A 23100-nucleotide genomic window follows, 5' to 3' on the forward strand; every position below is an offset into this window, starting at 1 on the left:
TAGATAGAAATAGATTTACTAATGCTTATAACCAGGGTGGTACCGCGAAACGTTCGTCCCTTTTATGAGGATGGGCGTTTTTTATTTTCAATTTTTTCTTATAACTGTTATAACTTGATTTGAGATGGAGGAATTTTAAGGATGAAAAACTTAAAAGCTAGTGAAATTAGACAAAGTTTTATTGATTATTTCGTTGAACAGGGACACATGGTTGAACCTTCAGCGCCGTTAGTGCCTATTGATGATGATTCTTTACTATGGATTAACTCTGGTGTTGCGACATTGAAAAAATATTTTGATGGTAGAGAAACACCGAGAAAACCTCGTATCGTGAATTCACAAAAAGCGATTCGTACCAATGACATTGAAAACGTAGGCTTTACTGCACGACACCATACGTTCTTTGAAATGTTAGGAAACTTCTCAATTGGCGATTATTTTAAAAAAGAAGCAATCCAATTTGCATGGGAATTTTTAACAAGTGAGCAATGGATGGCAATGGATCCGAAATTACTTTATGTCACAGTTCATCCTGAAGATGTGGAAGCATATAGAATCTGGAATGAAGAAATGGGATTAGAAGAAAGTAGAATTATCCGAATTGAAGGTAATTTCTGGGATATAGGTGAAGGTCCTTCTGGTCCCAACACTGAAATATTCTATGATCGTGGCGATCAATTTGGTCATGATGATCCTGAAGAAGAAATGTATCCAGGTGGAGAAAATGAACGCTTTTTAGAAGTGTGGAATCTAGTGTTTAGCGAGTTTAATCATAATAAAGATCACACTTATACACCATTACCAAACCAAAATATTGATACTGGCATGGGTCTAGAAAGAATGGCTTCTATCGCCCAAAATGTACGTACAAATTATGAAACTGACTTATTTATGCCTATTATTCATGAAGTTGAAGCAGTTTCTGGCAAAAAATACTTAGAAAAAGATACGTATGATGTTGCCTTTAAAGTGATTTCTGATCATATACGTACAATTGCGTTTGCCATTGCTGACGGTGCTTTACCTGCTAATGAAGGCAGAGGTTATGTATTGCGTAGATTGTTACGACGTGCTGTAAGATTCAGTCAATCTCTAGAAATTAATGAACCATTTATGTATCAGTTGGTTGATATCGTTGCGGATATTATGGAACCTTATTATCCAAACGTAAAAGAAAAATCAGATTTTATTAAACGTGTTATTAAATCAGAGGAAGAACGTTTCCACGAAACTTTAGAAGAAGGGCTTGCGATATTAAATAATTTAGTTGCAAAAGCTAAAGATTCAACTCAGGAAATCAATGGTAAAGATGCGTTTAAATTATATGATACTTATGGTTTCCCAGTTGAATTAACTGAAGAAATCGCAACACAAGAAAACCTTTCTGTTGATATGCAGACTTTTGAAATTGAAATGGAACAACAAAGGAATAGAGCAAGACAAGCACGTCAAAGTTCTCAATCTATGCAGATTCAAAGTGAAGTATTGAAAAAAATAACTACTGAAAGTAAGTTTGTGGGTTACGACATCATGGATCAAGCAACAACGATTACTGATATTATCTATAACGGAGAATTAGTAGATACAGTTGAAGCTGGAGAAACAATTCATTTTGTATTAAGTGAAACACCTTTCTACGCTGTAAGTGGTGGACAAGTTGCAGACCAAGGCATAATCAGTAACGAACAATTTGAAGTTGCCGTGACTGAAGTAACGAAAGCACCAAATGGACAGAACTTACATACAGGTGAAGTTCAGTTTGGAACAGTTAGAAAAGATGCTGAAGTTTCTGCAAGCGTGAATCACGAAGAACGCCGTGCAATCAAGAAAAACCATAGTGCCACACACTTATTACATGCTGCTTTAAAAGAAGTGTTAGGTGATCATGTGAATCAAGCTGGTTCATTGGTTGAAGCAGACCGTTTAAGATTTGATTTCTCACATTTCGGACCTATGAGCCAGGCAGAGATTGATCGTGTTGAACAACGTGTTAATGAAGAGATTTGGAATAGCATCGATGTTAATATCCAAGAAATGCCAATTGATGAGGCTAAGCAAATAGGTGCTATGGCACTATTTGGTGAAAAATATGGTGATGTAGTAAGAGTTGTAAATATGGCACCATACTCTATTGAGTTATGTGGTGGCATCCATGTGAATAACACTTCTGAAATTGGATTGTTTAAAATTGTTAGTGAATCAGGTACAGGTGCAGGCGTGCGTCGTATCGAAGCATTTACAAGTAAATCAGCATTTCTATATTTAGAATCTGTACAAGAGAAATTTAATGCTGTTAAGACTCAAGTTAAAGTTAAAACAGATGAGCAAGTATTAGAAAAAATAGTGCAAATGCAATCTGATGAAAAAGAACTTACAAAACAATTAGAGCAAAAAAACAAGGAAGTTACAGCCTTAAAAATGGGTGATATCACTGACCAAGTTGAAGATATAAATGGCTTGAAAGTTTTAGCGACAGAAGTTGAAGTTGCAAATGCCAAAGCAATTCGTGAAACGATGGATGACTTTAAATCGAAATTACAAGATACAGTAATCGTATTAGTAAGTAACGTAGATGGAAAAGTATCATTGGTTGCCACTGTACCAAAAGAATTAACTGCTAAAGTGAAAGCAGGAGATATTATTAAAAACATGGCACCTATTGTAGGTGGAAAAGGCGGTGGCCGTCCTGACATGGCTCAGGGTGGAGGTACTCAACCTGAAAACATCACAGAATCATTACGTTTCATTAAAGATTACATTAAATCTCTATAACTTCAGTGCATAGTAATGTAGAATGTAAATAAGAACTTTTTTTACTTGATACGAAGGAGTGCTAATTTTACTTGATACGAAGGAGTGCTAAAAGAATGGAAAATTTTGATAAAACAATGAAGTTTAATTACGATGAAATTCCAAAAGAAGATGTCAAAACAGTATTGAAAAATGTCTATAATACGTTGGAAGAAAGAGGATATAACCCTGTAAATCAAATCGTAGGTTATTTACTATCAGGTGATCCAGCTTATATACCTCGTAATAACGAGGCTAGAAACCAAATACGCCGCATAGATCGTGACGATATTATGGAAGAACTTGTTTCGAATTATTTACAAGAGAATTCAAAATAATATATGTTAAAGCATAAGATATTAGGTTTAGACGTTGGAAGTAAGACTGTAGGCATTGCAGTAAGTGATTTAATGGGTTGGACAGCCCAAGGATTAGACACACTCCGTATAGACGAAGAAAACAATGAACTAGGTATTGAACAATTAGTAAAAATTATAAAAAAAGAGAATGTTGGCTCTGTTGTTATAGGTTTACCTAAAAATATGAACAATTCTATTGGATTTCGAGGCGAGGCTTCGTTACAATACAAGGAGCAACTTCAAGAAGCACTGCCATCTGTAGAGATAATTATGTGGGATGAACGATTAAGTACCATGGCTGCAGAACGTTCTTTACTGGAAGCAGATGTTTCTAGACAGAAACGAAAAAAAGTAATAGACAAAATGGCAGCTGTTTTTATATTGCAAGGCTATTTAGACTCTATTCAATAAAAAGGAGCGTTTAATAATGACAGAACAGAATAAAGATGCAGAATTAGAAATTAACAACGAAGAGGAATTATTAACACTATATGATGAAGAAGGTAATGAAGTTTTATACCGTAAAGTCCTAGAATTTTTCCACCCAGAATTCAAAAAAGAATATGTCATTCTTGCTGAAGAAGGCGCTGAATCTGATGATGAAGATTTAATTGAATTAGTACCAATGATCAACGAGCCAGACGAAAATGGTGAAGGCGGTAAATTCTTACCTGTTGAAACAGATGAGGAGTGGGATATGATTGAAGAAGTAGTTAATACTGAAATGGACGATCATGACCACGATCACGACCACGAATAAAATAACTATAAAAGCCACATATAGTCTCGTATAGGACTAATAAATAACTAAAGGATGATTTCATTAGAAATCATCCTTTCTTGCTGTCAACAAACGTGTGAAGTTTTGTTGACAGTTTTTTTTATCGTTGGCATAAGTCCCCGTCCAGTTCATATTCTAAACAGAGACTTCCATTTTGGTAAACACAACATAAAGCTCACCACAGCTTCAAAGCACAATTTACACTTATATTTTATGCTAGTTTATGGTAAAATATATAAAGTTAATTTCAATCGTACGTTATGTATATTTATGATATATCTCTGTATCAATACTTGAACGTGTACCCTTATAAAAAGCGAGTAACCAATTACTTTTATTAAAGACAATCAGTCAATTTATTCTGACTGATTTATTTTATTATTTAAATCGAAAGTATCATTTTACAACAAAGGAAGTTATGAAAATGGATAATAATCAATTATATTTGTTAAATTTGCATAAGCAAACTGATAAAGATATTGAATCATTAAGAACCTATGCAGAGGAAAATCAAGTGCCCATCGTTGATAAGCTCACTTTAGAAATGATAAAACAAATTATTAGATTACATAAACCTATTAATATTTTAGAAATTGGAACTGCAATTGGTTATAGCGCTATGCAATTTGCTTCTATTTCTGAAAAAATTAATGTGACTACAATTGAACGTAATGTAGAAATGCAAGATAAAGCGAAAGAAAATATTGAGTTATTTCAATATTATAACCAAATTAGATTAATTGAAGGCGATGCATTGGAGCAAGTTGAAAATGTGGATGATCGCAGCTATGATATGATATTTATTGATGCAGCGAAGGCACAATCCAAAAAGTTTTTTGAACTTTATACGCCTTTATTAAAAGTAGGGGGCATCGTAGTTACTGACAACGTACTTTATCACGGTTTTGTATCTGATATTTCTGTCGTTCGTAATAGAAATGTCCGACAAATGGTAAAGAAAGTACAAGATTACAATGAATGGCTAATGAACCACACGGATTATACTACTAATTTTTTAAACATGGATGATGGTTTGGCAATTTCAATTAAAGGGGAATCAAAATGACAGAATTATTAGTAACACCAAAATCTGTTGCACATATTGAAACATTAATTGGAAAAGGTGCTGATGCTTTTGTAATTGGCGAACAAAAATTCGGCTTAAGGCTTGCAGGTGAATTTAATAAAGATGACATGATAAAAGCTGTGAATTTAATACATAGTCAAGGTAAAAAAGCTTATGCTGCTGTTAATGGCATTTTTCATAATTATCATCTGAACGCATTAGCGTCTTATATTAATTTTTTGCATGAAATTAAAGTAGACCGAATTATATTTGGTGACCCGGCAGTGGTTATGTTTGTAAAAGAACAAGCACATCCAATCCCATTAAATTGGGATGCTGAAGCACTTGTTACCAATTATTTTCAATGTAATTATTGGGGAAAAAAAGGTGCTCAACGTGCTCAATTAGCTAGAGAGCTTAGTTTAGAAGAGATTATTAATATTAAGGAAAATGCTGATGTTGAGATTGAAGTTCAAGTGCATGGAATGACTTGCATGTTCCAATCTAAACGTATGCTATTAGGCAATTATTATACATTTCAAGAACGACAAATGAAAATTGAAAGAAATAAACAAGCAAATGAATTATTATTATACGATGAAGAACGTGATAATAAATATCCGGTGTATGAGGATTATAATGGTACACATATCATGTCACCTAATGATATATGTCTCATTGAAGAGTTAGAGCCACTTTTAGCAGCAGGTATAGATGCATTGAAAATAGATGGTGTATTACAATCAGAAACCTATATTAATGTATGTACAGAACAATATAGAGAAGCCATTGATTTATATAACGAAGATCCTGAAGTTTATGAAGATGAAAAATTTATGCTTGTCGACCCAATTGAAGCTATACAACCAGAACATCGTCCGTTTGACGAAGGCTTTTTATTTAAACAAACAGTATATTGATGGAGGTTTAACAGTGAAAGTTTTAGAAGAAGTTAAATTACATAATAAACCTAAAATGAATAAACCTGAACTTCTGGCTCCGGCTGGTAATTTAGAAAAATTAAAAATTGCAGTACACTATGGAGCAGATGCTGTGTTCCTCGGTGGACAAGAATACGGTTTAAGATCAAATGCAGATAATTTTACAATGGATGAAATTAAAGAAGGCGTTGAATTTGCACAACGCTATGGTGCTAAAATTTATGTTACTACCAATATCATTGCGCATGATGAAAATATAAATGGATTAGATGATTATTTGCGTAATTTAGCCTTAACTGGTGCAACAGGCATTATCGTTGCTGACCCTCTTATTATTGAAACATGTAAACGTGTGGCACCTAAATTAGAGATACATTTATCTACACAGCAATCTCTTTCAAATTATAAAGCCGTTGAATTTTGGAAAGAAGAAGGCTTAGATCGAGTGGTATTAGCTCGTGAAACTGGAGCAATGGAAATGAAAGAGATGAAGGAAAAAGTACATATTGAAATCGAATCTTTTATACATGGTGCGATGTGTATTGCTTATTCAGGAAGATGTACTTTAAGCAATCATATGACAGCGCGTGATTCCAATAGGGGTGGTTGTTGTCAAAGTTGTCGTTGGGATTATGACTTGTTACAAGTAGATCAACACGGCGAGTTAGATTTGTTCTATGACGATGATGAAGTTGCGCCATTTGCAATGAGTCCTAAAGATTTAAAACTAATCGAAGCTATACCAAAAATGATGGATATTGGCGTTGATTCTTTAAAAATTGAAGGACGTATGAAATCTATTCATTATATTGCAACAGTTGTTTCTGTGTATCGCAAAGTCATCGATGCTTATGCGGAGGATCCAGAACATTTTAAAATCAAGCCAGAATGGTTAATCGAATTAGATAAATGTGCCAATAGAGATACGGCCTCAGCGTTTATTGAAGGCACGCCAGGCTATGAAGAACAAATGTTTGGGCAACAAAATAAAAAGAATGCATCATTTGACTTTTGTGGTTTAGTATTAGACTATGATAGTTCTACCCATATAGCCACAGTGCAACAACGTAATAAATTTGAACCTGGACAAGAAATCGAATTTTTTGGCCCTGAAATTGAAACATTTAGACAAGTTGTGGATACAATTTATGATGAAGAAGGTAATGAACTTGATGCTGCACGCCACCCATTGCAAATCGTGCAAATCAAAGTCGATCATCCAATTTATACCAACAACATGATGAGAAAGGAAATTGGATAATGAATAGTACGACAATTATAGGAATTGCAGGCGGCTCCGGATCGGGGAAAACATCAGTAACAAATGAAATTATGAAGAATTTAGAAGGTCATAGTGTTGCACTATTGGCTCAAGACTATTATTATAAAGACCAATCGCATTTAACTTTTGATGAACGCTTGGAAACCAATTATGACCATCCGTTTGCATTTGATAATGATTTGTTAATCGAGAATTTAAATGATTTGAGAAATGGGAAACAAATTGAAGTTCCAACGTATGATTATTCAAATCATACGAGAAGTGATAAAACGATTGCATTTAAGCCAAAAGATGTTATTATCGTGGAAGGTATATTTGCGCTTGAAAACAAAACATTAAGAGATTTAATGGATGTCAAAATTTATGTTGATACTGATGCTGATTTGCGTATCTTAAGGCGGTTACTTCGAGATACTGAAGAAAGAGGCCGTACTATGGATTCTGTTATAAATCAGTATTTAAATGTGGTGCGACCAATGCATAATCAATTTATAGAGCCAACTAAAAGATATGCAGATATTATTATTCCAGAAGGTGGCAGTAATAAAGTAGCAATCGATATAATGACGACAAAGATTCAAACTTTAGTAAGTAAACAATAGTATGTATATGTAAAGGAAGATGACATAATGGAAAATCAAAAGCAATATCCAATGACTCGAGAGGGTTTTGAGAAGCTAGAACATGAGTTAGAAGAATTAAAAACAGTTAAACGACCAGAAGTCGTTGAAAAAATTAAAGTAGCACGTTCTTTTGGTGACTTATCTGAGAACTCAGAGTACGATGCTGCAAAAGACGAACAAGGATTTATCGAACAAGATATTCAACGTGTAGAACATATGTTACGTAATGCACAGATTATCGAAGATACTGGTGATAACAATGAAGTTAAAATTGGTAAAACAGTAACAATTGTTGAATTACCAGGCGAAGAAGAAGAAGAATACCAAATTGTTGGTTCGGCTGAATCTGATGCATTCAATGGTAAAATTTCTAATGAATCACCAATGGCTAAAAGTTTAATTGGTAAAAAATTAGAAGAAGAAGTACGTGTACCGTTACCTAATGGTGGCGAAATAAACGTTATTATTAAAAATATTAAATAAAAAAATCCCCTTAAACATATATATGTTTAAGGGGATTTTACACTATATAAAAGTAATTATATACTTGATGGTAACATTTTGTTAACTTAATGATAAGAATCAAGTTTTAGAATAATATTGCTATTTTATTTACTAATATACTTTGTTTAATAAACGTTTACTTATTATTAGTAATAACTTTTTGTATTAAACACAATTTTAAAATAAATGATATATTATCAATAGCATGTGCGCAATATAGTTTATTTGAAGATAAACTATATTGTAAATGTAATAAAGGGGGCATAATCTTTGAATTATAAATTAATTAATGAACAAACGATTATGATATATTTTGAAGAGCGTATTGATCCTGATACGTTTCAAAAGGTACAACGCGTTGAACAATATATTAAAGCACAAAACAATCCAGCGATTATTGAAGTAGTCTCTTCGTATCGCGCAATTATGTTAACCATTGATATCACTAAAAGTGATTTAACCTATATAATTAAAGCGCTTAATTTAAATCAAATGGACATAACAAAATTTAATGATACAGCTACACCAACACAAACAATTAATATACCAGTGTTATATGGTGGAAGTTATGGACAAGATATTCAAGAGGTAGCATCGCATAATAATTTAACTACTAAAGAGGTTATACGAATACATACTGAAAATACTTATTTAATTTATATGCTAGGTTTTATACCTGGCTTTCCTTTTTTAGGAGGATTAGATACGCAATTACATACGCCAAGACGTCAAGAACCGAGGACAAGCATTCATGCAGGTTCTGTAGGTATTGCTAATAATCAAACAGGTCTCTATCCAAAACAATCGCCTGGTGGTTGGCAAATTATAGGACGTACGCCTATTAGAGTGTTTGATATTCATAGAGAACCTATGTGTTTATATGGCGCAGGAGACTATATAAAATTTTATGCTATTGAAGAAGAAACATACCATCGTATATTAGATGAACAACAATATGACGATTTTGATATAGAAAAGTGGGTGAAAATTTAATATGTCTATAAAAATTTTAAATCCTGGACTATTTAGCACAATACAAGATCAAGGTAGAATTGGTTTTCAAAATCAAGGCTTTTCAAATGCAGGCGTGTTAGATCAATATGCATATAGATTAGGTCAAACACTTATTGGAAATAATGGACCTGCAATTGAATGCACAATTATTGGGCCAACACTTCAATTTTTAGAAGATAATTCTTTTATTATCACTGGTGCGCAATTTAATGCCAAGATAAATGATGAAGTGATTGATGTTCAAACAGTAACTTCAGTGAAAAAAGGGGATGTATTGGAACTAGGTGCTGTAGTTAATGGTGCAAGAGGTTATATTTTGTTTGGTAAACCGATAGATGTTCCAATTGTAGCTGGTAGTTATGCAACGCATACACGTAGTCATATCGGAGGATATAAAGGACGTGCCTTAAAAGGATACGATGTAATTTTGTGTAAACAAGACGATACATACCTTTCCCAAATAGGGTACAGTTTAGAATTAAATACTGAATCATTTAATAAAGATACAATTCAAATAATCGAAGGACCACAAATAAATCGATTCACTCAAGATGCGCAAGATAAATTAACAACAGTTGATTTTAAAATTTCAGAAAAATCAGACCGCATGGGATATCGATTACAAGGTGAGATAATTTCACCAATTAATTCTGCGGATATCATTTCTGAACCAGTAGCTTTAGGTAGCATTCAAGTTCCGAACGATGGCAATCCAATTATTCTATTGAATGATAAACAAACAGTTGGTGGTTATACAAAAATTGCTACTGTATGTGCTTCAGATTTACATATTTTAGCACAGAAACAACCGGGGACGTGCTACATTTTGAATGGACAACGATTGAAGAAGCAACAAATAAATTAAAACAACAAGAATTAGATTTCAAGAAAGTATTAGAAAATACAATCGATACACCTATTTATAATACGGCGCAATTCAGACCAACGGCTTCACGTATCAAAAAATTATTAAAAGGGGAATTAAAATGAATCTTGAAAAAATCGAGCAATTAATAAAATTAGTAAAAGAAAACGAAGTTAAAAAATTTGAATACAAAGATAGCAAAAGTGAAATATCTATAGATTTTAATGACAATAAATTACATTCATTTTCTTCCGATCATAGTTCACAAACTTTAGCCAACCAAGCATTCAATCAAAATCAAAGTGTAGCGGACGGCCAAACAAAGGAGCATGACAACTTTAAAGAAGTTAAATCACCAATGGTAGGTACGTTCTTCCAACAAGATGAAAAGGAGCTTACTGAGCCAATCATTCGTGTTGGTGATGAAATAAATAAAGGTGATACGATTGGTTTTATTGAAGCGATGAAAGTAATGAATGAAGTGAAAAGTGACATAGATGGTGTAGTGGAGGAAATCGTAGTAGCACATGGTGAGAATGTCGAATATAATCAGACGATTATTAAAATAAAATAAGTGAAAGAAAGGGGCGTTTGCTGTGTATCGTTGTTTAATAGCAAACAGAGGAGAGATAGCTGTTAGAATTATCCGAGCATGTAGAGAGATGGATGTTGAAACAGTAGCTATATATGCATTAGGGGATGAAACGAGTTTACATGTGAGTTTAGCTGATCAAGCTATTTGCATAGGTGAGGCAAATCCACTAGAGAGTTATTTGAATCAAGATCGAATTATTAGCGCCGCCAAAATCAGTGGGGCTACTGCAATACATCCAGGGTATGGCTTTTTATCAGAGAGTACTTCTTTTGCACAAAAAGTAGAAGAAAATAATATTGATTTCATTGGCCCAACACAATTGACGATGGAAATGATGGGTGATAAAATCACCGCTCGTCAAACAGTTGATGATGCGGGCGTGCCAATTATTCCTGGTTCTACGAATGCTGTGGAGTCAATTGAAGAAGTGAAGAAAATATCAAAAGATATTGGTTTCCCTCTAGTTTTAAAAGCTGCTAGCGGTGGCGGTGGTAAAGGTATTAGAATTGTTAAAACAGTTGGTGAATTAGCTAAAGCTTTTAAAGAAGCCAAGAGTGAGGGAGAAAAGTATTTTGGTGATGATCGTATTTATGTTGAATCGTTCATTCCCGTAGCGAAACATGTAGAAGTTCAAGTCATTGGTGATGGTAAGAATAATTACATACATTTAGGGGAAAGAGATTGTTCTGTACAAAGAAAAAACCAAAAATTAATTGAAGAATCACCATGTGCAGCAATAACAGAAGAGACTAGAAATGCAATGTGTACTGATGCTGTCAAAGTCGCAAATGCTTCTAATTATAGAAGTGCAGGCACAATCGAATTTTTAGTAACAGACGAAGCATATTATTTCATTGAAATGAATGCGCGTATTCAAGTAGAACATACGGTGACTGAAATGAGAGCGAATAGGGATTTACTACAAGCTCAACTATACTTGATGATAAATGGTGAATTGCCTTTTACACAGGAAGATATAGTTTTTGATGGACATGTAATCGAAGCACGAATTAATGCAGAGAACCCAGAACGACAATTCCAACCTTCACCAGGTAAAGTAGAAGCATTACACTTACCACAAGGATTTAACGTACGTGTAGATAGTTTACTTTACCAAGGTTATACTGTTTCTCCTTACTATGATTCTTTAGTAGCAAAAGTGATTGTAAAAGCACCCGACAGACAACGTGCAATCAATAAATTAAAAGTCACTTTAGATGAAATGGTGATAGACGGTTTTACAACAACTGCTGACTTTTTATACGCAGTATTATCATATCCATTGTATGCAGATGGAGATGCAAAAGAAGTAGATATAAAATTTTTAGATAGACATCAAATTATCAAGGGGTATCTTAATGCAAGTAGACTTAAATTGTGATCTCGGTGAAGCATTCGGTAATTACTCATTTGGAGGGGATGAACAAATCATCCCACTAATTACTTCAGCAAATATCGCTTGTGGTTTTCACGCTGGTGACCAACATGTAATGAATGAAACAATTAAATTAGCCAAAGCACATGGTGTAGGAATCGGTGCTCATCCAGGATTGCCAGATTTACAAGGATTTGGACGTAGAAATATGGATTTATCACCAAATGAAATTTATGATATTGTTGTTTATCAAATTGGTGCATTAAGTGGATTTTGTAAAATTCATAACGTGAAGATTAATCACGTAAAACCGCATGGTGCCCTTTATCAAATGGGAGCTAGAAATAAAGATATAGCTCGTGCAATCGCACAAGCAGTATTTGATATTGACAAGACCCTAATATATGTGGGATTATCTAACACGTCATTAATTTCTGAAGCTAAATTAGTTGGTTTAACAACAGCTTCAGAAGTCTTTGCAGATAGACGTTACGAAGACGATGGCCAACTTGTAAGTAGGAAAGAACACGATGCACTAATTACGGATACAAATGAAGCAATTGAGCAAGTAGTTAACATGGTGAAATCTCAAACCGTTGTCGCAAAAAGCCAAAAGACCATCAGCATAGAAGCTGATACAATTTGTGTGCATGGCGATGGTGCACATGCTCTCGAGTTTGTAACACAAATTAGAGAAAGATTAACGAAAGAAGGCGTTTCTATAAAAAGTCTAGGGGGGCTAACCTATGAAAGAAAGATTAAGTTCTGAAGAAAAAGGTTTTGAGTTCACAAAAAACCATAAAAGGTTATTATTAGGTTCGGTATTTTTAATGGCAACATCTGCTATAGGACCAGCATTTTTAACTCAAACCGCAGTATTTACTGCACAATTTACTTCAAGTTTCGCATTTGCTATTCTATTATCTATTATTATAGATATTGGAGCGCAAATAAATATTTGGAGAGTATTAGTAGTTACCGGTAAACGTGGTCAAGAAGTAGCAAATGAGATATTCAATGGGCTAGGTACAATTATTTCAATACTGATAGCCATTGGAGGATTAGCTTTCAATATCGGTAATATAGCAGGCGCTGGGCTTGGTTTAAATGCCATTTTCGGTTTAGATGTGAAGATTGGTGCTGCGATTACAGCAGTTCTAGCGATCGGTATCTTTATTAGTAAAAGTGGTCAAAAGATTATGGACTTTGTCACAATGTGTTTAGGTATGCTCATGATTGTAGTCATAGCATTCGTAATGTTCAAGGCCAATCCGCCATATGCAGAAGCGGCTAAACATTTAGTTATGCCAGAACAACCATTGGCGCTTGTATTACCGATTATTACTTTGGTAGGTGGAACAGTTGGTGGTTATATTACTTTTGCAGGGGCGCATAGAATTTTAGACTCTGGAATTAAAGGCAAAGAATATTTACCATTTATTAACAAAGCCGCCATCTCTGGCATATTGACTACCGGCGTTTTAAGAGCTTTATTATTCTTAGCGGTACTGGGTGTAGTTGTTACAGGTGTTACTTTAAGTTCAGAAAACCCACCAGCTTCAGTCTTTGAACATGTACTTGGACCAGTTGGACGTAGTATCTTTGGTGTCGTATTATTCGCAGCTGCAATGTCATCTGTAATTGGTTCTGCTTATACGAGTGCGACATTTTTAAAAACACTACATAAATCGATATACAATAAAACCAATATAATCGTAATTAGTTTTATTGTTGTTTCTTCACTAGTATTTTTATTCATAGGTCAACCAGTCACTTTATTAATTGTTGCTGGCGCACTTAACGGTTTTATTCTACCAATTACGTTAGGTACGATTTTAATAGCTAGTAAACGAAAATCAATTGTCGGAGATTATCATCATCCAACGTGGATGTTACTCTTTGGTATATTGGCAGTAATAGTTACCATTGCTGCAGCATTATTCTCTCTACAAAGCTTATCAGGTTTATTTGGTAGTTAATATATCAATATTTTAATACTCTGAACGATACATACTGCTAATGTATTGTTCAGAGTTTTTATATGGAAAAAAATAAAGAATTCAAATGTATAAAAAAATTAATATTACTAACTTAAAAATAGGGAAAATAACATATAGAATTTAATATAAAAAGTTGAACAATGATCGAGCTCTGAACATAAATGTGGTAGAATAACTAAGGCTAGGATTTTAATATGAGGTGAATTATAATGATAGGTATTATAGGTGCTATGGAAGAAGAAGTAGCAATCTTAAAAGATAAACTTGAAACATTAGAAGAAATAAAAATTGCGCATGTAATATTCTATAAAGGTCGTCTACATGATAAAGAGATAGTACTTACACAAAGTGGTATTGGTAAAGTGAATGTTGCAATTTCTACGACATTATTAATTGAGAAATTTAAACCTGATGTAATTATTAATACAGGCTCTGCAGGAGCTTTAGACAAAACATTAAATGTTGGTGATGTTGTTGTCAGTGATATGGTTGCTTATCATGATGCAGATGCAAGAGCGTTTGGTTATCAGTTAGGACAAATACCGCAAATGCCAGCACAATTTATTGCTGATGAGCATTTAATTAAAAAGGCAACAGATGCAATAAATGAACAACAACTTGTAGCTAAAACTGGGTTAATTGTGAGTGGAGATAGCTTTATTGGTACAACTGAGCAACGTACGACGATTAAAACGAACTTCCCACAAGCAATGGCTGCAGAAATGGAAGCTACTGCAATTGCACAAACCTGCTATCAATTTAATTTGCCATTCATAATTACGCGTGCAATTTCAGATTTAGCTGACGGCGATGCTGGTATTACGTTCGATGTATTTTTAGAAAAAGCAGCAATATCTTCTAGTGAAATTGTTGAGCGTTTAATTAAAACTATATAAAAAGGTGAAAATAAATAATGGGTATAATAAAAAGCTATTTTATGCCAAATGAATATGTGCAGTCCGTTTTTCAAATAGATATTGATAAACTAGCAGCATCTGGCGTGAAAGGAATTATTACAGATTTAGATAATACACTTGTAGGATGGGACGAAGCAGACCCGACTGCAGCAGTAAAACAATGGTTTGAGAAAGCAAATGCATTAGGTATCACAATTACGATTGTTTCTAATAATAATGAAAAACGTGTTGGTAGTTTTTCAAAATCATTGAATGTTGATTATATTTTCAAAGCAAAAAAACCAAGAGGTCGTGCTTTTAATCAAGCCGCACAATTAATGCACTTAAAACCTTCTGAAATTGTTGTGATTGGTGACCAAATCCTTACAGATGTATTTGGAGGTAATAGACGTGGCCTCTTCACAATTATGGTGGTACCCGTGAAACAAACGGATGGTTTTATTACGAAATTCAACCGAATGATAGAACGAAGATTATTACAACACTTTAGAAAAAAAGGCTATATCAAATGGGAGGAAAATTGATTGACTGAAATTTTAAAATGTATCGGATGCGGTGCGCCACTTCAATCTGAAGATCCAGATGCGGCAGGCTATGTGCCAGAACATAATTTACATCGTGAAGATGTCATATGTAAAAGATGCTTTAGACTAAAAAATTACAATGAAGTTCAAGATGTTGGTTTAGATAGTGAAGACTTTTTAAATTTATTGAACGGTTTAGCAGATGAAAAAGGAATTGTAGTAAATGTTGTAGATGTCTTTGATTTTGAAGGATCTTTCATTAATGCAATCAAACGTATTGTAGGTAATAAAAAAATCATTTTAGTAGCCAATAAGTTAGATTTATTGCCTAAACAGATTAATAAACGTCGAGTTAAAGAATGGTTGAAGAAAACAGCAAGAAAATATGGTTTAGAAACTGAAGATGTTGTATTGATATCTGCAGAAAAAAATGAAGGAATAGATGATTTATTAGCATCTATTAACACATTACGTAATAACGACAATGTTTATATTGTAGGAACTACAAATGTTGGTAAATCTACGCTTATAAATAAATTAATTGAACGCAGTGTTGGTGAAAAAGATGTTGTTACTACATCTAGATTCCCAGGAACAACGCTAGACATGATTGACATACCGTTAGATGATACATCATTTATGTTTGATACTCCAGGCGTGATTCAAGAACATCAAATGACACATGTGGTAACGGACGATGAACTTAAAACGATTATGCCTAAAAAAGAAGTTAAGCAACGTGTATATCAATTGAATGAAGGTCAAACTTTATTCTTTGGTGGTATAGCGCGTATTGACTATGTTAGTGGTGGCAGACGTTCATTAGTATGTCATTTTTCAAACGAACTCAATATTCATAGAACTAAAACTGAAAATGCTAATGAATTGTGGAAAAATCAGTTAGGTGCATTATTGTCACCACCTCATAATCCTGATAATTTTGATTTACAAAATGTTAAAGCAGTAAGATTAGAAACAGGTAAAGAGAAGCGAGATGTGATGATTTCTGGATTAGGTTTTATCACGATTGATGAAGGTGCCAAAGTTATAGTTCGAGTACCTAAAAATGTAGATGTTGTATTAAGAAATTCAATAATGTAAGGTGTGTTTAGTATGAAATATGCAGTAATAGGCAATCCTATTGATCATTCTTTGTCACCAGTTATGCATAATGCGAACTTTGAGACTTTAAATGATGATTCAACATATGAAGCGATTAATATTCCTGAAGCACATTTTCATCTTATTAAAGAAATCATAGAAGACAAAGCGCTCTCTGGATTTAATGTTACAATACCTCATAAAGAACGTATTTTACCTTATTTAGATGAAATTGATGACCAATCTAAAACAGTTGGTGCAGTTAATACAGTGAAAATTGAAGGCGGAAAATGGATAGGCTACAATACAGATGGCATAGGCTATGTTACAGGACTTAAACAGGCTTATCCGGATTTACAAAATGCGTATATACTCATTTTAGGTGCAGGCGGTGCCAGTAAAGGTATTGTAAACGAACTGAATAAACACGTTCGACCTAAATTAACTGTTGCTAATAGAACTATGAGTCGCTTTGATAACTGGGATTTAGATATCAATAAGATTAGTTTATCAGACGCAGAAAAATCATTGGCTGAATTTGATATTATTATTAATACTACACCTGCAGGTATGAATCAAAACAAAGATGTAGCCATAAGTCTCGACCAATTAGCTTCACATACATTAGTGAGTGATATTGTTTATATTCCTTTTAAAACGCCAATTTTAGAAATAGCAGAAGAAAAAGGCAATCCTATACACAATGGATTGGACATGTTTGTTTACCAAGGCGCAGAAAGTTTTGAGATTTGGACCGAACAAACACCAGACATTCAAGTAATGAAAGAAGCAGTACTAAAACATTTATAAAAGGAGCATATTATGCTAACAGGTAAACAAAAAAGATTTTTAAGAAGTAAAGCAAATAACGTAGACCCAACTTTCCAAATTGGGAAATCAGGTATAAATGATAACATGGTTAGTCAAATTAACGATATTTTAGAAAATAGAGAGTTAATTAAAGTACATGTTTTACAAAATAATTATGAAGATAAAAATGATTTAGCACAAAGCTTAAGTGATGCGACGAGAAGTGATGTCGTACAAGTAATCGGGTCTATGATTGTATTGTACAAAGAATCTCAAGATAACAAACAAATACAATTACCATAATGACTAAGTCAATTGTATTATATGGTGGGCAGTTTAACCCGATTCATACAGCTCACATGGTTGTTGCAAGTGAAGTGAATAACGTAATAAAACCTGAGAAGTTCTATTTTATACCGAGCTATATGTCTCCATTAAAAGAGCATAATGATTTTTTAGACGTGCAGTATAGAATAGATATGATTCAGTGTGCGATTAATGAACTTGGATTTGGAACAATTTGTCTTGATGAAATTGAACGAAAAGGGCAAAGCTACACTTATGATACAGTAGAGCATATTTTAAAGCAGCATCCTCAATCTAAGCTATACTTTGTTATAGGTACTGACCAATACAATCAACTTGAAAAGTGGTATAAAATTGATGAGTTAAAATCATTAATTACTTTTGTAATTGTTAATAGAGATAAATCAGCTCAAGAAGTAGAGCCTGGTATGTTAGCGATAAATATACCGCGTATTGATATTAGTTCAACATTAATCAGAGATAGAATTAAAAACGACGAAAATATTCAAGTTTTAGTTCCTCCTAGTGTAGAACAATATATCCGAGAGGAAGGTTTATATGAAAATTGATCAAGCAGTTAGTTTAGTTAAAGATAAATTACCCGAGAAAAGGTTTAACCATTCATTGAGAGTTGCTGAAACAGCTGTGAAATTAGCAGAAATCTATGATGGCGACAAAGACAAGGCTGAACTTGCAGGTATATTACATGATTACTGTAAATATGATGATTTAGGATCAATGTATCAAATCGTTACACAGAATGAATTAGATAGTAATTTACTGAGTTATGGTTCCGAAATATTACATGGACCAGTAGCAGCTATAATAATGAATCAACAGTTTGATGTCACTGATGAAGAAGTCTTATTAGCGATTAAAAATCATACAACTGGACGCGCTCAAATGACAAAAACTGAGAAATTGATATTCATAGCTGATTATATAGAGCCAGGTCGTCAGACCCCAGGCGTTGAAGAAATTAGAGATTTAGCATACAATCAAGGTAGCTTAGATAAAACCATTTATGAAATTTCTAAGCGAACAGTTCTATATTTAATTAATAAAGATATTAATGTTTATGATGCCACGATTGCATGCTTGAATTATTACAATTACAGTGACGAAAGAGTAAAGGATGATTAAATGAATTCAGATCAATTATTAAACATTGCTGTCGAAGCAACAGAGAATAAAAAAGCAGAAGATATTATTTCTTTAAAAATGAAAGGCATTAGTGACATGACTGATTATTTTGTAGTTTGTCATGGTAATAACGAAAAACAAGTTCAAGCTATAGCTCGTTCGGTAAAAGATGCAGCAAGCGAAGCTGAAATCGAAGTAAAACGAATGGAAGGCTTTAATGATGCCAGATGGATTCTTATTGATCTATCTAATGTAGTTGTTCACGTATTCCATAAAGATGAACGTGATTACTATAATATTGAGAAATTATATCGTGATGCGCCTCTTGAGAGTTATAGACAGGTTGTTTATTAATTATGGTGCAATATGAAGAAATGAGCTTGTTCTATGATCAACTAACGTTAGATCAACCCTATGAATCATGGTTAGAAATTGTAAACCATTTTGCTGAAAATAAGACGTCTATATTAGATATTGGTTGTGGCACAGGCAGCTTAACATCATTGCTAACAGACTTTGACCAAATCACAGGTATGGATTTAAGTGTTGATATGCTTTCAATAGCAACTCAGAAATCTAACAAAGTGAATTGGATAGAAGGTGATATGACTGAATTTGAATTGAATCAGAAATTTGATGTAATTACGATTTTTTGTGATTCTTTAAATTATTTACCTGAAAAAGATAATGTCTTCACCACATTTAGTCATGTTTTTAACCATTTAGAAACAGAAGGTGTGTTTATGTTTGATGTTCATACACCTTTTAAAATGAATACATTATTTAATAACCAAAGTTATATCGATGAATCTGAAAAGGTTTTTCTTGCTTGGGAAGCTGTACAAGGCGAGGAACCACTGAGCGTTTGGCATGATATGTCATTCTTTATTAAACAAGACGACAATCAATATGCAAGGTTCGATGAATCTCATTATCAACGCACATACGCAGAAGCAGATTATATTGAAATGCTTAATAATGTAGGGTTTAGCCAAATTACTACGTTTGTCGATTTTGATATTAAGAATAATAGTCATGAAGGACATCGATTGTTTTTCATTGTCAAAAAATAAAAGTAAAATCACTCCTTTATACGTGTATAGTATAAAGGAGTGATTTTTTATTGCTAGATCAGTGGAATAATCTAAAAGAAATCATTTGTAAATACAAAGCAGTAGCTATAGCAATTTTAATTATCGTGGTCATTTTAATCGCTTGGTTGCTACAAAGTACTTTTACAAACGAAAATGATCATAAAATAGTAAATTCGAATGATGATATTACCACAAATACAGAAACACAACTAGAAACCAATGCAAAGCATACAAAAAATAGTACTGAACAAGCTAAAAAGATTAAAACAGAAGATATTTTTGTGGACATCAAAGGTGCTGTGAAGCATCCTGATATTTATATGATGAAATCTTCTGATAGAATTAAGCAACTTTTAGATAGAGCAATCGTTACTGAGGATGCTGATTTGTCAAAAATAAATTTAGCTGAAAAGTTGGTGGATCAAAAGTTGATTTATATTCCAAAGAAAGAGGAAACGATAAATTCAAATCAACAAATCAATGAAACTAATACCACAAATAAAAATGTAAGTTCAAATTCAACAAAAGTTACTGACAATAGCGCTAATCAGGAAAAAATAAATATTAACACTGCTTCAGAACCAGAGCTATTAACAGTTCCTGGCATCGGTCCTTCAAAAGCTAAATCTATTTTAGAATATAGAGAGCAAAATGGTGCTTTTGAATCTATCGAACAATTAACTGAAGTTAAAGGAATTGGAGCAAAGACGCTTGAAAAATTAGGCTCATATTTTACAACATAGATTTTTATTGCAATATAACTCAATACAAATTAACCTATAGTTACTCATAAAATAAATAATTACTATTAACGGAGGTATAACATCATGGATCGCATTAAATGGGAAGAATACTTTATGGCTCAAAGTCATTTATTGGCGTTACGTTCCACTTGTCAACGTTTATCTGTTGGCGCAACAATTGTTAAAGATAATAGAATCATTGCTGGTGGTTACAATGGCTCAGTTTCGGGCGAAGTTCATTGTATTGATGAGGATTGTTTGTTAGAGGATGGTCATTGTATACGTACAATACATGCTGAAATGAATGCATTACTACAATGTGCCAAACAAGGGGTGTCAACAGACGGAGCAACGATATATGTCACACATTTCCCTTGCCTAAATTGTACGAAATCAATCATCCAAGCTGGTATTCAAACAATTTATTACGCTGAAGACTATCACAATCATTCATATGCATTAAAGTTACTAGACCAATCAGGTATCGATTATAAAAAAATAGCATTTAATCAAGAGCATGTAGCACAATACCTTACCAATAAATAGGCACTGATTTACTATGCAATTGCTTATTTAGTTGGTCTTTTATGGCTACATGTTAAATTATTATCGATATTTTTATGTGGTATCTTAATTTTTTTAGTGATACTTAAAAGGTTAAAGTGGTTCCAAATTTTATTTGTTTTAATCATACCATTCATTAGTTATATGATGTTTCAGAGTAATTTAATAAGTGAGAATAAAGCACGTGCAGCCTACTTAAATCAAAATATCGAAGTAGGTGCACAATTTGTGACTAAACCTATTCTGGAACATCAAAAGCTACATGGTAAAGTTAAAATTAATAATAAAAAATATAACTATTACTTTTATGTTAATAACAACATTAACAGTAATAAATACATACAGCTATATCAAAAGACATGTAACGTGAAAGCAATATTAAAACCATTAAATCAGTCCTCATATAGCCCGGTTTCACTTTTTATTAATACAATTGATTTTGAAAGTTGCAAAGTAAACAATTCGAATTGTCATGCTATTTTAGATAGGCATAAACAATATATTTTCGAACGTTTAAGTCACACCAAGATCAAACATCCAGAGAAAATTATTGCATTAATTAGTGGAGATACCTCAAAAATTAATAATAATGAATTAGATAAATTCAAAGAAATTGGTATATATCATTTATTAGCAGTAAGTGGCACTCATATTGCAGCGATCATAGGCATTTTAATATACGTATTAAATATTTTTAAGTGTCCGTTAGCCTATATCAAGATGATATTATTTATTATTCTCCCGATATATGCTCTTTATACTGATTTAGCTCCTAGTGCTGTGAGATCAATTTTAGCAGCCTTAATAATTATTATAATTCCTAAAGCAATTATAAAAAATCCAATGAATGTACTCGCACTTTTATTTATAATCTTAACGATTATTTCTTATGCTTACGCCTATAATATAGGCTTCCAATTTTCTTTTTTAATTACATTCTTCATACTTTTTACATTGCCATTAATATCTCAATCCTCACCGATAAAATCGCTACTAATTATTACTATAATAGCTCAGTTAGGCTCATTTATGATTAGCGCTATTTATTTTAACCAGATTCAATGGCTTGGTTTTTTAGCAAATCTTATTTTTGTTCCTTTTTACACTATTGTACTATTTCCACTTGTAATTTTCTTTTTTATTATAAGCCACTTTCCATTTGAAATAATGACTTTAACTTATTTGCTTAATTTAATTTTAAAGTTACATGATTTTCTTTTGGAAATATTTATTAATTTAAGTTCATACAAATGGTATATACCAGAGTTAAATGATTTAAATATCACTTTAGGATTTGTGCTCATATTTGGGTGTTTAATATTATTTGCACATAAATTTTATAGTCTATTTATTTGTTCATTTGTTTTATTGTATATAGTCGTTACGATATTGCCATTATCTAATGATTATAAATTGACAATGCTTGATGTTGGGCAGGGAGATGCTATTTTATTTGAGACAAATAGACAAGAGAGTTTATTGATTGATACGGGTGGCAAGTTATTGCAAGAAGGAGAGTCAAGCCAACACAATATCTCAAAGTTTCATATACTACCGACTTTGAAAAAACATGGTATTAAAAAAATAGATTATTTAATTGTTACTCACCCACATATAGATCATATGGGAGAACTTAATTTTTTGATTGAAAAATACCCTGTAAAAAATATAATAATTAATAAAAAAGTTACCATTTGAAAGAA

At 32.8% G+C, this 23100-nt stretch carries 26 protein-coding genes and 1 pseudogene; all 27 read left to right on the top strand.

Translation table 11 applies throughout. The annotated features are described in order from the left end of the window. The first annotated feature begins 141 nt into the window (after positions 1–141). The 27 genes and pseudogenes from alaS to AOB58_RS01895 all read left to right on the top strand — a co-directional run bounded on the left by alaS (position 142) and on the right by AOB58_RS01895 (position 23095). Entirely contained in the window at positions 142–2772 is a 2631-nt protein-coding gene (gene alaS / locus AOB58_RS01765) for an alanine--tRNA ligase (protein WP_064782873.1), read from the top strand. Positions 2773–2867: 95 nt separating this feature from the next. After that, positions 2868–3128: an IreB family regulatory phosphoprotein gene (locus AOB58_RS01770; RefSeq protein ID WP_002507438.1), complete on the top strand. Its 261-nt coding sequence runs from the start codon at positions 2868–2870 to the stop codon at positions 3126–3128. A gap of 3 nt (positions 3129–3131) precedes the next feature. After that, complete coding sequence (gene ruvX, locus AOB58_RS01775) at positions 3132–3560, top strand: Holliday junction resolvase RuvX (RefSeq protein ID WP_002507439.1); 429 nt, start codon at positions 3132–3134, stop codon at positions 3558–3560. Positions 3561–3576: 16 nt separating this feature from the next. Further along, on the top strand, positions 3577–3909 hold the full coding sequence (locus AOB58_RS01780; protein WP_002507440.1) for a DUF1292 domain-containing protein: 333 nt from the start codon (positions 3577–3579) through the stop codon (positions 3907–3909). Between the two features lie 445 nt (positions 3910–4354). Continuing rightward, complete coding sequence (locus AOB58_RS01785; RefSeq protein ID WP_021339132.1) at positions 4355–4996, top strand: O-methyltransferase; 642 nt, start codon at positions 4355–4357, stop codon at positions 4994–4996. Next, the gene (locus AOB58_RS01790; protein WP_021339133.1) at positions 4993–5916 is read left to right on the top strand and encodes a peptidase U32 family protein; all 924 of its coding nucleotides are present in this window, start codon (positions 4993–4995) and stop codon (positions 5914–5916) included. Before AOB58_RS01785 ends, AOB58_RS01790 begins: the two co-directional genes overlap by 4 nt. A 13-nt stretch (positions 5917–5929) precedes the next feature. Next, a complete protein-coding gene (locus tag AOB58_RS01795; RefSeq protein WP_064782874.1) occupies positions 5930–7198 on the top strand; it encodes a peptidase U32 family protein in 1269 nt (422 codons plus the stop codon). Next, complete coding sequence (gene udk, locus AOB58_RS01800; RefSeq protein ID WP_002507444.1) at positions 7198–7821, top strand: uridine kinase; 624 nt, start codon at positions 7198–7200, stop codon at positions 7819–7821. The genes AOB58_RS01795 and udk overlap by 1 nt, the downstream gene beginning before the upstream one ends. Positions 7822–7848: 27 nt before the next feature. Beyond that, positions 7849–8325: a transcription elongation factor GreA gene (gene greA, locus AOB58_RS01805; protein WP_064782875.1), complete on the top strand. Its 477-nt coding sequence runs from the start codon at positions 7849–7851 to the stop codon at positions 8323–8325. Positions 8326–8616: 291 nt separating this feature from the next. After that, positions 8617–9339, top strand: coding sequence for a 5-oxoprolinase subunit PxpB (pxpB, locus tag AOB58_RS01810; protein ID WP_071561810.1), 723 nt, complete (start codon positions 8617–8619; stop codon positions 9337–9339). 1 nt (position 9340) lies between these two features. Next, a pseudogene (locus AOB58_RS01815) lies at positions 9341–10350 on the top strand (biotin-dependent carboxyltransferase family protein). Beyond that, positions 10347–10799, top strand: coding sequence for an acetyl-CoA carboxylase biotin carboxyl carrier protein (locus AOB58_RS01820; RefSeq protein ID WP_064782876.1), 453 nt, complete (start codon positions 10347–10349; stop codon positions 10797–10799). Before AOB58_RS01815 ends, AOB58_RS01820 begins: the two are co-directional and overlap by 4 nt. A gap of 22 nt (positions 10800–10821) precedes the next feature. Next, entirely contained in the window at positions 10822–12201 is a 1380-nt protein-coding gene (locus AOB58_RS01825) for an acetyl-CoA carboxylase biotin carboxylase subunit (RefSeq protein ID WP_064782877.1), read from the top strand. Further along, complete coding sequence (gene pxpA, locus AOB58_RS01830; RefSeq protein ID WP_064782878.1) at positions 12179–12964, top strand: 5-oxoprolinase subunit PxpA; 786 nt, start codon at positions 12179–12181, stop codon at positions 12962–12964. The genes AOB58_RS01825 and pxpA overlap by 23 nt, the downstream gene beginning before the upstream one ends. Continuing rightward, positions 12942–14174 carry an NRAMP family divalent metal transporter gene (locus AOB58_RS01835; RefSeq protein ID WP_021339140.1) on the top strand — a complete coding sequence of 411 codons (1233 nt, stop codon included), beginning with the start codon at positions 12942–12944 and terminating at the stop codon, positions 14172–14174. Before pxpA ends, AOB58_RS01835 begins: the two co-directional genes overlap by 23 nt. 230 nt (positions 14175–14404) lie before the next feature. Continuing rightward, complete coding sequence (gene mtnN, locus AOB58_RS01840) at positions 14405–15091, top strand: 5'-methylthioadenosine/S-adenosylhomocysteine nucleosidase (protein WP_021339141.1); 687 nt, start codon at positions 14405–14407, stop codon at positions 15089–15091. Between the two features lie 17 nt (positions 15092–15108). Continuing rightward, entirely contained in the window at positions 15109–15636 is a 528-nt protein-coding gene (locus AOB58_RS01845) for a YqeG family HAD IIIA-type phosphatase (protein ID WP_064782879.1), read from the top strand. Further along, positions 15637–16737 (top strand): ribosome biogenesis GTPase YqeH, encoded by a 1101-nt coding sequence (yqeH, locus tag AOB58_RS01850; RefSeq protein ID WP_002507453.1) that lies wholly within the window; start codon positions 15637–15639, stop codon positions 16735–16737. It begins immediately after the preceding gene. A 12-nt stretch (positions 16738–16749) separates the two neighbouring features. Then, positions 16750–17547: a shikimate dehydrogenase gene (gene aroE, locus AOB58_RS01855; protein WP_021339143.1), complete on the top strand. Its 798-nt coding sequence runs from the start codon at positions 16750–16752 to the stop codon at positions 17545–17547. Positions 17548–17559: 12 nt separating this feature from the next. Beyond that, complete coding sequence (gene yhbY, locus AOB58_RS01860; RefSeq protein WP_002507455.1) at positions 17560–17850, top strand: ribosome assembly RNA-binding protein YhbY; 291 nt, start codon at positions 17560–17562, stop codon at positions 17848–17850. Then, positions 17850–18422, top strand: a complete 573-nt coding sequence (locus AOB58_RS01865) for a nicotinate-nucleotide adenylyltransferase (RefSeq protein WP_002507456.1) — start codon at positions 17850–17852, stop codon at positions 18420–18422. The genes yhbY and AOB58_RS01865 overlap by 1 nt, the downstream gene beginning before the upstream one ends. Beyond that, the gene (yqeK, locus tag AOB58_RS01870; protein WP_002507457.1) at positions 18412–18996 is read left to right on the top strand and encodes a bis(5'-nucleosyl)-tetraphosphatase (symmetrical) YqeK; all 585 of its coding nucleotides are present in this window, start codon (positions 18412–18414) and stop codon (positions 18994–18996) included. The genes AOB58_RS01865 and yqeK overlap by 11 nt, the downstream gene beginning before the upstream one ends. Continuing rightward, on the top strand, positions 18997–19350 hold the full coding sequence (gene rsfS / locus AOB58_RS01875) for a ribosome silencing factor (protein ID WP_002507458.1): 354 nt from the start codon (positions 18997–18999) through the stop codon (positions 19348–19350). Positions 19351–19352: 2 nt separating this feature from the next. Further along, positions 19353–20069: a class I SAM-dependent DNA methyltransferase gene (locus AOB58_RS01880; RefSeq protein ID WP_064782880.1), complete on the top strand. Its 717-nt coding sequence runs from the start codon at positions 19353–19355 to the stop codon at positions 20067–20069. 50 nt (positions 20070–20119) lie between these two features. After that, positions 20120–20833 (top strand): helix-hairpin-helix domain-containing protein, encoded by a 714-nt coding sequence (locus tag AOB58_RS01885; protein ID WP_021339146.1) that lies wholly within the window; start codon positions 20120–20122, stop codon positions 20831–20833. Between the two features lie 84 nt (positions 20834–20917). Then, complete coding sequence (locus AOB58_RS01890) at positions 20918–21379, top strand: ComE operon protein 2 (protein ID WP_002507461.1); 462 nt, start codon at positions 20918–20920, stop codon at positions 21377–21379. 246 nt (positions 21380–21625) lie between these two features. Next, entirely contained in the window at positions 21626–23095 is a 1470-nt protein-coding gene (locus AOB58_RS01895; RefSeq protein ID WP_237283164.1) for a ComEC/Rec2 family competence protein, read from the top strand. Positions 23096–23100: the final 5 nt, after the last annotated feature.

This window comes from Staphylococcus sp. AntiMn-1 (genome assembly GCF_001663395.1).
Classification (GTDB): Bacteria; Bacillota; Bacilli; order Staphylococcales; family Staphylococcaceae; genus Staphylococcus; species Staphylococcus equorum.

Bases quoted from the DNA above. Each gene is read 5' to 3' on its own strand.
- alaS (WP_064782873.1), top strand. From the start codon at position 142: ATGAAAAACTTAAAAGCTAGTGAAATTAGACAAAGTTTTATTGATTAT.
- AOB58_RS01770 (WP_002507438.1), top strand. From the start codon at position 2,868: ATGGAAAATTTTGATAAAACAATGAAGTTTAATTACGATGAAATTCCA.
- ruvX (WP_002507439.1), top strand. From the start codon at position 3,132: ATGTTAAAGCATAAGATATTAGGTTTAGACGTTGGAAGTAAGACTGTA.
- AOB58_RS01780 (WP_002507440.1), top strand. From the start codon at position 3,577: ATGACAGAACAGAATAAAGATGCAGAATTAGAAATTAACAACGAAGAG.
- AOB58_RS01785 (WP_021339132.1), top strand. From the start codon at position 4,355: ATGGATAATAATCAATTATATTTGTTAAATTTGCATAAGCAAACTGAT.
- AOB58_RS01790 (WP_021339133.1), top strand. From the start codon at position 4,993: ATGACAGAATTATTAGTAACACCAAAATCTGTTGCACATATTGAAACA.
- udk (WP_002507444.1), top strand. From the start codon at position 7,198: ATGAATAGTACGACAATTATAGGAATTGCAGGCGGCTCCGGATCGGGG.
- greA (WP_064782875.1), top strand. From the start codon at position 7,849: ATGGAAAATCAAAAGCAATATCCAATGACTCGAGAGGGTTTTGAGAAG.
- AOB58_RS01820 (WP_064782876.1), top strand. From the start codon at position 10,347: ATGAATCTTGAAAAAATCGAGCAATTAATAAAATTAGTAAAAGAAAAC.
- pxpA (WP_064782878.1), top strand. From the start codon at position 12,179: ATGCAAGTAGACTTAAATTGTGATCTCGGTGAAGCATTCGGTAATTAC.
- AOB58_RS01835 (WP_021339140.1), top strand. From the start codon at position 12,942: ATGAAAGAAAGATTAAGTTCTGAAGAAAAAGGTTTTGAGTTCACAAAA.
- mtnN (WP_021339141.1), top strand. From the start codon at position 14,405: ATGATAGGTATTATAGGTGCTATGGAAGAAGAAGTAGCAATCTTAAAA.
- AOB58_RS01845 (WP_064782879.1), top strand. From the start codon at position 15,109: ATGGGTATAATAAAAAGCTATTTTATGCCAAATGAATATGTGCAGTCC.
- aroE (WP_021339143.1), top strand. From the start codon at position 16,750: ATGAAATATGCAGTAATAGGCAATCCTATTGATCATTCTTTGTCACCA.
- yhbY (WP_002507455.1), top strand. From the start codon at position 17,560: ATGCTAACAGGTAAACAAAAAAGATTTTTAAGAAGTAAAGCAAATAAC.
- AOB58_RS01865 (WP_002507456.1), top strand. From the start codon at position 17,850: ATGACTAAGTCAATTGTATTATATGGTGGGCAGTTTAACCCGATTCAT.
- yqeK (WP_002507457.1), top strand. From the start codon at position 18,412: ATGAAAATTGATCAAGCAGTTAGTTTAGTTAAAGATAAATTACCCGAG.
- rsfS (WP_002507458.1), top strand. From the start codon at position 18,997: ATGAATTCAGATCAATTATTAAACATTGCTGTCGAAGCAACAGAGAAT.
- AOB58_RS01880 (WP_064782880.1), top strand. From the start codon at position 19,353: ATGGTGCAATATGAAGAAATGAGCTTGTTCTATGATCAACTAACGTTA.
- AOB58_RS01890 (WP_002507461.1), top strand. From the start codon at position 20,918: ATGGATCGCATTAAATGGGAAGAATACTTTATGGCTCAAAGTCATTTA.